The organism is Rhodococcus sp. NPDC056516 (assembly GCF_042794655.1).
In the GTDB taxonomy this organism is placed as follows: Bacteria; Actinomycetota; Actinomycetes; order Mycobacteriales; family Mycobacteriaceae; genus Rhodococcus_F.
This window is the reverse complement of sequence record NZ_JBHTTG010000010.1, coordinates 186,214-199,673: the sequence shown is the minus strand read 5'-3', so window position 1 is coordinate 199,673 and position 13,460 is coordinate 186,214. Positions and strand designations below refer to the sequence as shown.

The window sequence follows — 13,460 nt, the reverse complement described above, 5'->3', positions numbered from 1 at the left end:
CGGTGCACATCACCCCGCGCGGATGAGAATGTCCTCGCGGCCTCTAAGCGATCGTTTGCGGCAGAGCAGGGTGAGTAATGACCCGACGCCGGGGCTGACACGATGTGAGCACCGTGCCGCCGGACTACCCAGGGAGCAAACCATTCGCGAGCATTCGGTCGACTCCCCGGGCAGACGGCCGGAAACAACTATGGCCGGGAGACATCCGTCAGGCAGTCAGCGGGACCTCGAAACGCCCCCACACGCGGTGCGTCTTCAAGAGTTGAGTGACTGCGGCCAGAGCAGCCTCGGCATCCGCGTCGACGACGACACCGAGTGCAGACTCGTCGATACCTGCAGCAGCAAGAGCACTCGCACTCTCACCCCAACCGCCGATTGCCTTACTGTGTCGATACATCTCGTTGAGAAGCGTCTCGACGCGAGGATCCAATTTGCCTTCGCCGATCCTCGACACGTCACCGCTGAGCAAGATGGCGTCGAACTCGATCGAACGCGCCGTCAAATATGTTCTCTGCACCGTTACAGCGTTGTCGCCGCCCCCGATCGTCCCTCCGTGCGGACCGAGAACGAGCGGCACCATTCCAGCGTCGACAATTTGGCCGCGCACTGCGGCGACGGTGTCGAGATCGGAGTTCTCGTCGACTGCCAGAGCGATAATCCTGCCGTCGACCGGCCATTCCGCGCCCACTTGTGAGAGTGCCGGACTCGGCTCCGGATCTTCCAGCGACTCTGAGGGTTCCGGCGTCGGAAGGCCCAGACCGCTCGCGACCGTGGCGGCGAGGCCTGGGTCGATGTTCGCCAAGACGCCCAGGGTTCGCGTCTTGATGTTCTCTTCGAAGCACTTCCCCAGCTCGAAGGTGTATGCCCCCGCGACGTGCTCCTGCTCGATCGGAGACAGACTGCGATAGAACAGGCGTGCCTGCGAGAAGTGGTCGTCGAACGTCGCAGGCGCTTGACGCACCTTGCGTCCTGAAACTTCTTCGGGCACTTCGATGTAAGCGGCGCTGTTCGGTGAGGCCAGGAACGGGCAACCCCCGTCGAGCGAATTGGGATGGTATGGCGCTACGCCGCTGTGTACTCCGTCCTGATGGAATCCGTCACGAAGCATGTCATTGACGGGCACATGCGGACGGTTGATCGGAATCTGATCGAAGTTGGGGCCGCCCAGACGCGTGATCTGAGTATCGAGGTACGAGAACAGACGTGCTTGCAGGAGAGGATCGTTGGTGATATCGATACCAGGAACCAAGTGTCCCGGATGAAACGCGACCTGCTCGGTCTCGGCGAAAAAGTTGGTGGGATTGGCGTCGAGAGTCATCGTCCCGATGATTTGAACCGGTGCGATCTCCTCCGGGATGAGCTTCGTGGGGTCCAACAGGTCTATGCCCTCGAACATTTCGTCCTCGGTATCCGGAAACACCTGCACGCCGAGATCCCAAGAGGGATACGCGCCCGCTTCGATGGCATCGGCGAGATCGCGACGATGGAAGTCCGGATCTACACCTCCGGCGATCTGAGCTTCCTCCCACACCAGAGAGTGGACGCCGGCCGCCGGCTTCCAGTGAAACTTGACCAAATTCGTTTCGCCGTCGGGGTTCACGAGTCGAAACGTGTGGACGCCAAAGCCTTCCATCATGCGATACGAACGAGGGATGCCTCGATCGGACATGTTCCACAACGTGTGAGCGGTGGCCTCGGTGTGGAGAGAAACAAAATCCCAGAACGTGTCGTGAGCGCTCTGTGCCTGCGGGATCTCTCGGTCAGGGTGAGGCTTCGCGGCATGAATGATGTCGGGGAACTTGATTCCGTCTTGAATGAAGAAGACCGGAATGTTGTTGCCTACCAAGTCGAAAACACCTTCATCGGTGTAAAACTTGGTGGAAAAGCCGCGTGTGTCCCGCACCGTGTCTGCCGAGCCGCGAGAACCCAGCACGGTCGAGAATCTCACGAATACCGGTGTTCTGGCACCAGATGCGAACACTGCTGCTTTGCAGATGCCTTCAGCTGCTCCGTTCGCGAGGAACGTGCCGTGCGCGGCCGCGCCTCTTGCATGGACTACGCGCTCCGGAATCCGCTCGTGGTCGAAGTGCGTGATCTTCTCGCGCAGATGGTGGTCTTGAAGAAGGGTCGGTCCCCGCTCCCCCGCCGTGAGCGAATGATCGGTCTCGTAGAGCCTCGTACCTGTTGCGGTGGTGAGATATTCACCCCGCTGCGAACGGCCGGCTCCCTTGACCTTCCCCTCTGCGCCCGCAACGGTGCGCACCTCGGGTTGCCGCTGATCATCTTTGGGCGGCAACGGGCGGCGCGGCTTGACCGGCTCGGCCAGGTCCGGAGTCTCCGGGGCTGGAGCGCCTGGTACGGATTGCTGGGCGCGTCCTTCGCGAGTCATGCTGTCGTTTCCGGACACCGCACCGACAGCTTCCTTGGCCTTACCCTTGACGTCTTCGACGACGCCTTTGATGCCTTCGCTGGGGCCGCTCTTGTCATCTGGCACGTTATTCCTCCAGTTTCGTTGCGGATTCGCACCTATGCGTATTCGTAGACAGTGGCCCTACCCTGCACGCGATCTGACAAACATCGCATCGTCAGATCGCGCGCTGCCCGTTTGAGTAATCCTGAGCGGGGTAGGTGCTCGTCATGGAGTCCTCGCGAATCGATGCCGAGATCACGTTGACCGTGGACGGCAGTAGCCGCCCCCTGACTGTCGACACCCGAACCACGCTGCTCGACGCGCTGCGGGATCGTCTCGGCGTGACGTCCCCGAAGAAGGGCTGTGACCACGGACAGTGCGGATCGTGCACGGTCCTTCTCGACGGGCGGCGCGCTGTCACATGCCTGACGTTCGCAGTAGCGCAGGACGGCGCACAGATCACCACGGCAAGCGGTCTATCGGATCACGACGGCCTACATGCCGTGCAGCAAGCCTTTCTCGACCAGGACGCGCTCCAGTGCGGGTACTGCACCCCAGGGCAGGTGTGCTCGGTAGTGGGAATGCTCGACGAAGTGAAGGCCGGACACCCCAGTCATGTCACGCAAGACCTCGACGTCGACCCGGATCTGGACGACGCCGAGATTCGAGAACGCATGAGCGGGAATCTCTGTCGCTGCGCTGCATACGGCAACATCGTCGCAGCAATTCGCCAGGCGGCGCAGTCATGATGCCGTTCGAGTACCGACGCGCCGAGGACGTGGACGGCGCGTTGACCCTGATGTCTGAAAATCCCGGTGCCGCCTTTTTGGCAGGGGGTACGAACCTGGTCGACCGCATGAAACTCGGCGTGGTCAACCCGCGGATGGTGATCGACGTGAGTCGGTTGCCCCTCGCCGCTGTGGAAGTGCGTTCGGATGGAGGGGTCCGTATCGGAGCGACAGTCCGAAACACCGATCTCGCAGCCCACCCCGTCATCCGTAGCCGATACGCAGTGCTTGCGCGTGCCCTCTTGTCCGGAGCATCAGGGCAGTTACGCAATGCGGCGACCACTGCCGGCAACCTGATGCAGGCAACCAGGTGCGTCTACTTCCAGGACGTGACAACTCCGTGCAACAAGCGAGAACCCGGATCGGGTTGTTCTGCCATCGGAGGCTACGTGCGCTACCACGCGATCCTGGGTGCCTCCGACCAATGTATTGCCGTTCACCCGTCGGACATGGCAGTCGCACTGGCTGCACTGGACGCCGTCATTGTCGTCCGAGACGAGGGTGGCGAACACCGCATTCCGATCACCGAATTTTACCGTCTCCCTGGCGATTCACCAGAGCGCGACACCGCCCTGGCCCCAAACCAGTTGATCGTTGCGGTCGAGTTGCCCGCGCCCGCCCCAGCGGCGCTGTCGACGTACCTCAAGACACGTGATCGCGCCTCGTTCGCTTTCGCTCTGGTCTCGGTTGCCGCCGAGATCGAACTCGAAGACGATATTGTCACCGGAGCCCGAATCGCTCTCGGAGGCGTGGCGCACCGTCCCTGGCGCGCCTACAAGGCGGAAGAGGTCCTGCGCGGATCTACGCCGACCGAGGAAGTCTTCATACGGGCGGCAGATGCAGAACTAGCGGACGCGAAACCACAGTCGGGCAATGCTTTCAAGATTCCTTTGACACGCGGCGTCATGGTTTCGGTTCTGCGGTCACTCACCGCGGGAAGGTCCATGAAATGAAGATGATCGAACCGAGCTACCTGGGAAATCCGATCGAGCGCGTCGACGGATACGCGAAGGTCACCGGCACTGCGCTCTACGCATTCGAGCATCCCGTGGAAAATCCCACCTACCTGCACGCCGTAGAGGCGACGATTGCGCGTGGCCGCGTCGTCAGCATGAAAACGGAACTGGCAGAGGCACTTCAGGGTGTGGTCGCCGTGATCACCGTCTTCGATGCCCCACACTTGGCGGATACCGAAGATCAAGAGCTGTCCGTGCTCCAGGACCCAGCCGTCCACTTCCGTGGACAATTCATCGGTGCTGTGATCGCCGAAACACCCGAGACAGCCCGTCATGCCGCGGGATTGGTGCAAGTCAAGTACGACGAACTCCCGCATGACTCCGAGTTGCGATCCGATCGCGACGACCTTTATGCCCCGGAGGATGTCAACGGCTTCCCGACCGACACAACTGCCGGCGATATCGAGTCCGCCTTCACGGATGCCGAAGTGACAATCGACCAGACCTACACCACCCCACTCGAACACAACAATCCCATGGAACCGCACGCCTGCATCGCAGTCTGGAAGGATGGCGCCAAAGACGGGCGCACAAGCCTCACCCTGTACGACTCCACCCAAGGAGTCCACGTCGTCCGCGAGACTCTGGCACCGATGTTCGGGCTCGAACTCGATCAGATGCGTGTCGTGGCGCCACACGTCGGCGGAGGCTTCGGTTCGAAGGGATCACCACACGCGCACAACGTATTAGCGATTCTCGCTGCCCGTAGGACGGCGGGGCGACCGGTCAAGTTCGCGCTCACGCGGCAGCAGATGTTCGCGATCGTCGGATACCGCACCTCCACGATCCAACGCATCCGCCTCGGCGCAAACACCGACGGCCATCTGACGGCAGTGTCCCACGACGTCATCGAACAAACGTCGAAGATCAAGGAATATGCGGAACAGACTGCTGTTGCCACCAGGATCATGTATGCCACACCCAATCGCTCTACCTCGCACCGAGTTGCAGCCCTCGATGTTGCGGTCCCGTTCTGGATGCGTGCCCCGGGTGAGACTCCGGGAATGTACGCGGCCGAGGTCGCGATGGACGAACTTGCCGTAGCTTGCGGTCTCGACCCGATCGAACTTCGCGTTCGCAACGAACCGGAAGTCGATCCGGAGAGCGGCAATCCCTGGTCGGGAAGACATTTGATTGAATGCATGAGAGGCGGTGCGGAGAGATTCGGTTGGGAGAATCGGGGCCCAAGCCGTGGACGCAGCCTGGACGGCGACTGGATGGTGGGTACCGGCATGGCGGCGGCAACCTATCCGGCAATGACCAATCCTGGTTCGAAAGCGCGCATCGTCTTCGGAACCGATCGAATCTACACCGTCCAGATCGGCGCGGCGGACATCGGTACGGGAACCTGGACAGCTCTGACGCAGATTGCCGCCGATGCTCTCGGATGCCGTATCGAGGAAGTGCGGCTCGAAATCGGCGATACCAAACTTCCTTTCGCGACAGTTGCCGGTGGATCCGCCGGCATCTCGTCGTGGGGCTCTACCATCGTTGCAGCTGCCCGCCAGTTCCGCACGAAGCACGGTTCAACTCCCATTGCCGGCGCGGAGACGACAACTGAAACGCCGAAGAATCCGGATGAGGACGATTACTCCATGCATTCGTTCGGTGCTCACTTCGTAGAGGCCCGCGTCCATCGCGACACCGGCGAGATCAGGATCCCCCGGATGCTCGGTGTGTTCTCGATCGGACGTGCAATCAATGCGAAAACGCTTCGCTCGCAACTGATCGGCGGAATGACAATGGGATTGTCCATGGCGTTGCATGAGGAGAGCTTCCGGGACAACCGATTCGGCCACGTGATGACTCACGACTTGGCGAACTACCACATCAGCACAAACGCGGATGTGCAAGACATCGAAGCCTTTTGGCTCGACGAGGTCGACATACACGTCAATCCGATGGGATCGCGGGGTGCCGGCGAGATCGGGATCGTCGGGGCTGCAGCCGCAGTGGTCAATGCGATCTACGATGCTACCGGCGTGCGAGTACGCGAGTTGCCGGTAACAGCGGACAAGATTTTGTTCGGACGAAGTGTCGGACAACCGTAGAAGGCTAAGGAGCAAGGAATTCTCGAGCATCCCCTGATCCGGCGATGCGAAAGCATAGGCCTGGTCACAGCTCTCAAAGGCGCAGTAGCCGTCGTCATCGCCTGGGTGATCGCGAACAGCGTCTTTCACAGTCCTGAAGCATTTCTCGCCCCGTATGCTGCACTCTTCATCATCGGGAACACGGTGCGCAACTCGATGCGGGTAGCCGCCCGCCAGGTGAGCGTGGTCGTCCTCGGTGTGGTTGTGGCCGCCTTTGCAGCGGTGACCCTCCCGACCGTTGCCGCGTTGGCCCTCGCAACGGGTGCAGGAATACTCGTCGGCCGCATTCCGCGGTTGTCACCTGACGGGATCTGGGTGGCCGTCACCGCCGTACTGGTTCTTCTGTACGGAACCGCGACCAATCCGTACCTCGTCATGCACCGGATAGGCGACGTGGTGCTCGGAGTGTTCGTGGGCATCGCTGTCAATGCCGTGATGGTCCCGCCCGACCATCTCTCCGATGCCAGAGACCTTTTGGTCTCGCGTACGCAGGAGGTCTCAGGCATTCTCCGACAAATGGCCGAGGACGTGAAAAGCGGTGCTGGAGCTAGCGATATCTGGCGTCGACGGACCCTCTCGGTGAACAAGTCCGTCGCTGCGCACGCCGCAGTGATGGAAGGTGAAGCCAGCCTGGTCGGAAATTTTCGCAAGCGCAGTTGGTTGCGCGTCGGTGGCTCCGATCTGTTTCGTCCCGCCGCCGAAGCACTCGACCGAGCGACGTTACATCTCATGGCGCTGATCCTCGCCGTCGAGGACAGCGATTTCGCCGAGAACGAGACCTTGCAAGGCGCCGTCTCCGACTTGCTCGAAGCGATGGCCGGAGCATTTGCCGATGCGGGAAAAGGTCCGGTACACGATCCCACCGACGATCACGCGGTCACGACTTTGCCTCTCGCCCGGCGGAGGTTGGAGGAACTCGAAAAACTGTTGCAGCAGGGAAAAGTCACAACGGCCGCCGCGCCTTCGATAATCTTGTCCAGCCGCGGGCTACTCGCGGCGCTCGCTGTCCTCGACCGAGAAGAGTACAAAACCGAGACTGCTCACGACTGAGTTTCGACAGCGGACCAACGGGGTAGCAACCCGAGCATGGCGACACACACGGTTGATGCGGACGACCCGCACAAGCCTTCCGACCCGACCGATCTGACGGCACAGTCGTGGAAGTTCGTAGCGCGGCGCTCGGCCCGCGAGTTCACGCGCGATCAATGCACAGATCTAGCAGCGGCACTGACGTATTATGCTGTGCTGTCACTGTTCCCGGCACTCCTGGCACTCGTATCCCTGTTGGGCGTTGTCGGCCAGGGACGTGCCAGCGTCGACACGGTGATGGAGTTGGTCGCCGCTGTCGGCCCGGACTCGGCTGTGGACACGATGCGTGGCACCGTCGAGCAGCTCGTGGCGGCCCCCACAGCCGGTTTCGCCTTGATAGTCGGCCTCGCGGGCGCATTGTGGTCGGCCTCCGGTTATGTCGGCGCGTTCGGGCGTGCGATGAACCGCATGTACGAGGTGGACGAAGGCAGACCCGTATGGAAACTTCGTCCTCTGCAACTGGCCGTCACCCTCGCCGGCCTTCTGTTGGTTGCTGCGGTAAACCTGATGCTCGTCGTCAGCGGCCCCGTTGCCAAAGCGCTGGGCGATCAGTTGGGAATCGGCGACGGCGCCGTGACAACCTGGAACATTGCGAAGTGGCCCGTCATTCTGATCTGTGTGACGCTGGCCGTGGCCGTGCTGTACTACGTGACTCCCAATGTGAAGCAGCCGAAATTTCGGTGGATCAGTGTCGGAGCAGCACTCGCTATTGCAGTGTGGATCGTGGCTTCAGTCGGATTCGCTTTTTACGTGAGCAATTTCGGTAGTTACAACAAGACTTACGGTTCGTTGGCCGGGGCGGTCATCTTCCTCCTCTGGTTGTGGATCACCAACCTCGCGTTGTTGTTCGGAGCGGAGGTTGATGCGGAACTCGAACGCGGCCGGCAACTGCAGGCCGGGATCGAAGCCGAAGAATTCCTCCGCTTGCCTCCGCGGGACACCAGCGTTTCGGACAAGAACGCTCGTCAACACGCACAAGACATCGCCGCCGGTCGCGAGCTTCGCGAAACGCACGGCGGCGAAGACAACGAAGGGATTTCGACCATGACCGAGCGATCCGATACCCGGGCACCCGTTACCAGCACCTCTCCGACGAAAACTGTCGACGCCGATGCGGTAGACCCGCATTCCCTCTCGACCGTACAACTCGTCGAACGCCTAACCGAGCAGATGTCAGACCTCGTACGCGCCGAGATGTCGCACGCCGTAGCCGAAGTCAAGACGAAGAGCACCCGATTGGGTGTTGGACTCGGTATCTCCGGCGCGGGCGCTCTGCTTCTGCTGTACGGATTCGGAGTACTGCTTGCGGCAGCAGTACTCGGGTTGGCGACTGCACTCCACCCGTGGCTTGCAGCTCTGATAATCGCGGCAATCGTGATCGCCGTAGGTGCAATCACCGCACTCGTGGGTGCCAAACGAGCGAAGTCCGCGGCGCCGCCTGTTCCGGAAGAGACCGTCGAAAGCGTCAAGGCTGACATCGTCACTGCAAAGAAGGGACTGAAATGAGCACTGCCACAGACGGGCCCGACGAGAATGTTCAAGCGCAACGTGAAGCCCTGGCCGCGACCGTGGGCGCACTCGCCGAAAAGGCCGACGTCCCGGCCCGCGTGAAAAGCGAAGTGTCACGGGATGTCGAACGTGTGAAGCAGCAACCAGCCGCCGTCGCGGCCGCGCTCGGCTTCGCGCTGGTGTTCGTGCTCATCCTCCGTCGCCGCAAGCGACGTTCCCGCTCCGCCAAGGGCAACTGAGCCAGGCACCTCCGATGTTTGTGGAAGCTAGGCCGTGGGCATCTGCCCTCTGCATCCTGAGAAAGGGTGTGGTGGATCGGCGCTGGTGGGCTTCCCGATTCACAGGACCGTCGCCTTGTGCTGCAGGCTGGGCTGCCGCGCGTCACAGGGCGACGGTCCAAACTACGCGACCAACCGAATACAAGGAGAGAGATGAACTGGGAAGCCAGTCCCGGGGAACCGTTGACGACCTCGACGGGCATCGACTACTCCACGAAAGCCTCCGTGATTCGTGTTGCGTCAGTGCCCGCGTCGCACGTGTACGTCCGGCACTTGGCCCCACCGTCGGGAACCGGCGGCAGACCTGGGGCGGGAACCGACAGCATCATTCGCCTCGACGATCCCATCCCCGAGGACGGCCGCAAGGTTCCCGGCGGATGGTGGCCACCGGTGATGCTGGATCCCGCGTGGATTCGGGACCATCACCACCTGTTCGATCTCTTCCACGTTCACTTCGGTTTCGACGCAATCGCACCACGGGTGATGGAGGACATCGTCCACGAATTACGCAGCCACAGAGTTCCTCTCGTCTACACGGTGCATGATCTGCGCAATCCGCATCAGCCGGAACCAGAGCAACATCGCGAATTGTTGGACGTATTGATTCCCGCAGCGGATTCTCTTATCACCCTGACGCCGGGTGCGGCGGCGGTGGTCGCGAACAATTGGGGCCGGGAATGCACAGTGCTGCCTCATCCCCACGTGATCGAGTTGGAGAACTTCGAACGGGCACGGCCCCCGGCAACGGATTTCACGGTGGGAGTCCACGTGAAAAGCCTGCGTCCCAACATGGATCCCTTTCCGGTGTTGGACACGCTCTGCGCGACGATTGCGACGTTGCCGGGAGCGCGATTGGTCGTGAACGTCCACGACGAGATCTTCGATCCGGATAATCATTGGTATGCACCCCAGGCAGCGAACAGACTGACGGAGTATGCGCGTCGACGGGACGTCGACGTAGTGGTACACCCCTACTTCAGTGACGACGAGCTGTGGACTTACCTTATGTCCCTGTCAGTTTCGGTGTTGCCATACCGCTTCGGGACGCATTCTGGATGGCTGGAGGCGTGTTACGACCTCGGCACAGCCGTCATTGCGCCCAGTTGTGGGTTCTACTCGGAACAGCAGGACTGCAAGGTTTACGGGTTCGACGAGCATCATTTCGATGCCGAGTCGCTGGATCGATGCGTCCGCGAATTGTATTCGGAAGAGCCGGTGCGTCTTTCCACCGCAATGCGTACCAGGCAGCGCCGATTGTCAGCTTCTGCCCACCGCGAGATCTACGAGAAGGTTCTCGCATGAGGGCTCTACGCATAGCTCTGATCGCTTCGAGTCGTTATCCAGTCATTCAACCATTCGCCGGCGGTCTCGAGGCCCATGTATGGCATCTGGCTGCGGCACTGCGAAAAGTCGGCCACGATGTCACCTTGTTTGCCGGACCAGGATCGGATCCGGAACTCGCTTGTGAGTTGATCGACGTCCGTCCAGCCCCAATCAGCGCGGCTGCCCGATCTGATATCTCCATGCCGGCAGAGCATTTCATGCAAGAACATCATGCCTATCTCGACCTCATGCTCCGCCTGTCGCGAGACTACGCGGAGAGCTTCGACGTCATCCACAACCACAGCCTTCACTATCTGCCGGTGGCGATGACGTCGACGCTGAACACTCCCGTGCTCACCACTTTGCACACGCCACCGACGCCCTGGCTGGAATCAGCGATCGCGGCCGGCGGGTCCCCCGGTCGGTTTGCCGCCGTGAGCCGCTACACCGCCGAAGCATGGAAACACGCTGCCGGCGATGTCGATGTCGTACACAACGGAGTCGACACGGATCAATGGCATCAGGGCCCTGGCGGGCGCCGTCTGATCTGGTTCGGTCGAATCGTGCCGGAAAAGGGCGCCCACCATGCGATTACCGCGGCCCGGGCGGCCGGTATGCCGTTGGTACTCGCCGGCCCGGTCAGTGACCATGCTTATTTCAGGGAACGAATCGAACCCGAACTCGACGGCACCATTCGCTATCTCGGCCATCTAGTGACCGACGATCTGGTCTCTGCGGTAGGAATGTCTGCGGTTGCTCTTGTCACGCCGCAATGGGACGAGCCGTACGGTTTGGTGGTGGCCGAGGCTCTTGCCTGTGGCACACCGGTCGTCGCCTACGGCAGGGGCGGCATACCGGAGATTCTCACGCCCGACTGTGGACGTTTGGTCCCGGCCGACGACGTGATCGCACTGACTGCCGCAATCGGCGATGCGATGCAGTTGGCTCGGCCGAGCGCACGCGCGCGAGCGGTAAGCCACTGCTCGGAACGGCGGATGGTGGACCGCTACCTCGAGTTGTACGACGAAATGGCCTGTGCGTCGACAACTACGCGACGAGCAAGCTGATGATCGGTTACTACATCCATCATCAGGGCCGAGGGCACCTCACTCGCGCCGCGTCGATCGCAGCGCATCTCTCCTCCGACGTCACTGCACTCACCAGTGCCGATTCGGTTGCCCTGCACGACTTCGACGACCATGTTCAGTTGCAACTCGACAACGACGAAGCCCACAGACTCAACCCCACCGCGAACGGGGCGCTTCATTGGGCGCCCATACACGAACCCGGACTTCGCTCTCGAATGGCTCGCGTGGCGGACTGGATAGCGACCACGTGCCCGGAGGCCGTGGTCGTGGACGTATCGATCGAAATTGCGACCTTTGTTCGCCTGATGGGTGTCCCGGTCATCGTCTTGGCGATGCCAGGAGACAGGACAGACGCCGCGCATCAATTGGCGTATCGCCTTGCTGATCACATTATTGCGGCCTGGCCACAGGAGGTTTACGACCCGCACTGGCTCCACCCGTATGCGGACAAGACCACCTATGTGGGCGGGATCAGCCGATTCGACGGCCGGGCGTGCTCATCTCAGTCGGTCGGTAATCCCGCAACACCCCGCGTCGTTGTGCTGAGCGGCGCCGGCGGATCAGCGGTGTCCGACGCCGACGTACAAGCTGCTGCGGCACAGCATGATTCCTTTCATTGGAAGGGGCTCGGCTTGCCAGGAGGGACGTGGGTTTCAGATCCCTGGCCGGATATTTGTGCGAGCGATGTCGTGGTCTCCCACGCGGGCCAGAACGCGATTGCCGACATCTCGATCGCCGGCAAGCCGGCTATCGTGATTGCGCAGAAACGTCCGTTCGGAGAACAGACTGCGACCGCCGACGCATTGTCGATGCACAATCTCGCAGTGACGTTGCCGGGCTGGCCGGCGCTCGACGCGTGGCCCGAATTGATCTCAGAGGCACAAGCTCTCGATTGTGGAGGTTGGACATTGTGGCAGAGTTCGGGCGCCGCTGCGCGAGCAGCGAGAGTTATCGAGTCGGTCGCGAAACGGCATTTGGACCGCTGACATGAGAACAGCCGTGATCACGATCGTGCGCGGTCGCCACTCGCACTTGAGAATGCACGTCCGCGGCCTCGCTGTTGACACAACCACACCGTTCTCGCATTTCATCGTCGCCATGGGAGACTCTGCGGTGAAAACCGTAGTTGCGCAGGAGGAAAGCGCTGCCCGCGTAATCGAGATCGACGTTCCCGTGGGAAGCGCCCTACCGCTGGCTCGCGCGCGAAATATCGGGGCCGCCGAAGCTCTGCGCCAGGGTGCCGAATTGCTCGTGTTTCTCGACGTCGATTGTATTGCAGCGCCGCTTCTTCTGACGAGGTACCTCGAAGCCGCACGTTCGGAGGGTTCCACCCCCGCATTGTTTTGCGGGCCGGTCACCTACCTGCCCCACCCCGTCGCCGACTCGACCAGTTCGGACTCGTTGGCATTGCTGCACAACCCGCATCCAGCGAGGCCGGCGCCCCCAGACGGAAAAATCCTGGACGGGAACGACTTCGATCTATTCTGGTCGTTGTCCTTCGCGCTCACCGCTACGACGTGGCGTGCACTCGGTGGATTCTGCGAGGACTACCTCGGATACGGAGGGGAGGACACCGATTTCGCGCGGGCCGCCCGAGGAAAGGGTGTGAAACTGACCTGGGTCGGTGGCGCAGATGCATACCACCAATTCCATCCGGTGTCGGATCCACCCGTTGAGCACCTTGACGACATCCTGATCAATGCACGTGTGTTTCACAAACGATGGGGGGAGTGGCCGATGCAAGGGTGGATCGACGCATTCGAAAGTGCGGGCCTCATCGCGTATCAACCGGACAGTGGGCGCTGGGAGCGGGTACGGCCAAGCGTCGTGTAAGTCGCGCTGGCCAAGAATGTTTCATCAACGAAACGA

Annotated in this window: 11 protein-coding genes; 10 read left to right on the top strand and 1 reads right to left on the bottom strand. The window is 61.3% G+C overall.

Annotated elements, in window-relative coordinates; all coding sequences use genetic code 11:
* Positions 1-208 precede the first annotated feature (208 nt).
* Positions 209-2,389, bottom strand: coding sequence for a catalase (locus ACFQ6Y_RS28340; protein WP_378640057.1), 2,181 nt, complete (start codon positions 2,387-2,389; stop codon positions 209-211).
* Between the two features lie 248 nt (positions 2,390-2,637).
* Between ACFQ6Y_RS28340 and ACFQ6Y_RS28335 the strand changes: the two genes are divergently transcribed.
* From ACFQ6Y_RS28335 to ACFQ6Y_RS28290, 10 genes are all read left to right on the top strand, one after another.
* Positions 2,638-3,159: a (2Fe-2S)-binding protein gene (locus ACFQ6Y_RS28335; RefSeq protein WP_378639954.1), complete on the top strand. Its 522-nt coding sequence runs from the start codon at positions 2,638-2,640 to the stop codon at positions 3,157-3,159.
* Entirely contained in the window at positions 3,156-4,151 is a 996-nt protein-coding gene (locus ACFQ6Y_RS28330; protein WP_378639952.1) for an FAD binding domain-containing protein, read from the top strand. The genes ACFQ6Y_RS28335 and ACFQ6Y_RS28330 overlap by 4 nt, the downstream gene beginning before the upstream one ends.
* Positions 4,148-6,265 (top strand): xanthine dehydrogenase family protein molybdopterin-binding subunit, encoded by a 2,118-nt coding sequence (locus tag ACFQ6Y_RS28325; RefSeq protein ID WP_378639950.1) that lies wholly within the window; start codon positions 4,148-4,150, stop codon positions 6,263-6,265. Before ACFQ6Y_RS28330 ends, ACFQ6Y_RS28325 begins: the two co-directional genes overlap by 4 nt.
* An 18-nt stretch (positions 6,266-6,283) precedes the next feature.
* Positions 6,284-7,354, top strand: coding sequence for an aromatic acid exporter family protein (locus ACFQ6Y_RS28320; protein WP_378640055.1), 1,071 nt, complete (start codon positions 6,284-6,286; stop codon positions 7,352-7,354).
* A 36-nt stretch (positions 7,355-7,390) separates the two neighbouring features.
* Positions 7,391-8,899 carry a YhjD/YihY/BrkB family envelope integrity protein gene (locus ACFQ6Y_RS28315; RefSeq protein WP_378639947.1) on the top strand — a complete coding sequence of 503 codons (1,509 nt, stop codon included), beginning with the start codon at positions 7,391-7,393 and terminating at the stop codon, positions 8,897-8,899.
* Positions 8,896-9,141 carry a DUF3618 domain-containing protein gene (locus ACFQ6Y_RS28310; protein WP_047272412.1) on the top strand — a complete coding sequence of 82 codons (246 nt, stop codon included), beginning with the start codon at positions 8,896-8,898 and terminating at the stop codon, positions 9,139-9,141. The genes ACFQ6Y_RS28315 and ACFQ6Y_RS28310 overlap by 4 nt, the downstream gene beginning before the upstream one ends.
* A 264-nt stretch (positions 9,142-9,405) precedes the next feature.
* The gene (locus ACFQ6Y_RS28305) at positions 9,406-10,482 is read left to right on the top strand and encodes a glycosyltransferase family 1 protein (RefSeq protein WP_378640053.1); all 1,077 of its coding nucleotides are present in this window, start codon (positions 9,406-9,408) and stop codon (positions 10,480-10,482) included.
* Complete coding sequence (locus ACFQ6Y_RS28300) at positions 10,479-11,570, top strand: glycosyltransferase family 4 protein (protein WP_378639945.1); 1,092 nt, start codon at positions 10,479-10,481, stop codon at positions 11,568-11,570. Before ACFQ6Y_RS28305 ends, ACFQ6Y_RS28300 begins: the two co-directional genes overlap by 4 nt.
* On the top strand, positions 11,570-12,577 hold the full coding sequence (locus ACFQ6Y_RS28295; RefSeq protein ID WP_378639942.1) for a glycosyltransferase: 1,008 nt from the start codon (positions 11,570-11,572) through the stop codon (positions 12,575-12,577). Before ACFQ6Y_RS28300 ends, ACFQ6Y_RS28295 begins: the two co-directional genes overlap by 1 nt.
* Before the next feature lies 1 nt (position 12,578).
* Positions 12,579-13,424 carry a glycosyltransferase family 2 protein gene (locus ACFQ6Y_RS28290; RefSeq protein WP_378639940.1) on the top strand — a complete coding sequence of 282 codons (846 nt, stop codon included), beginning with the start codon at positions 12,579-12,581 and terminating at the stop codon, positions 13,422-13,424.
* Positions 13,425-13,460 lie beyond the last annotated feature (36 nt).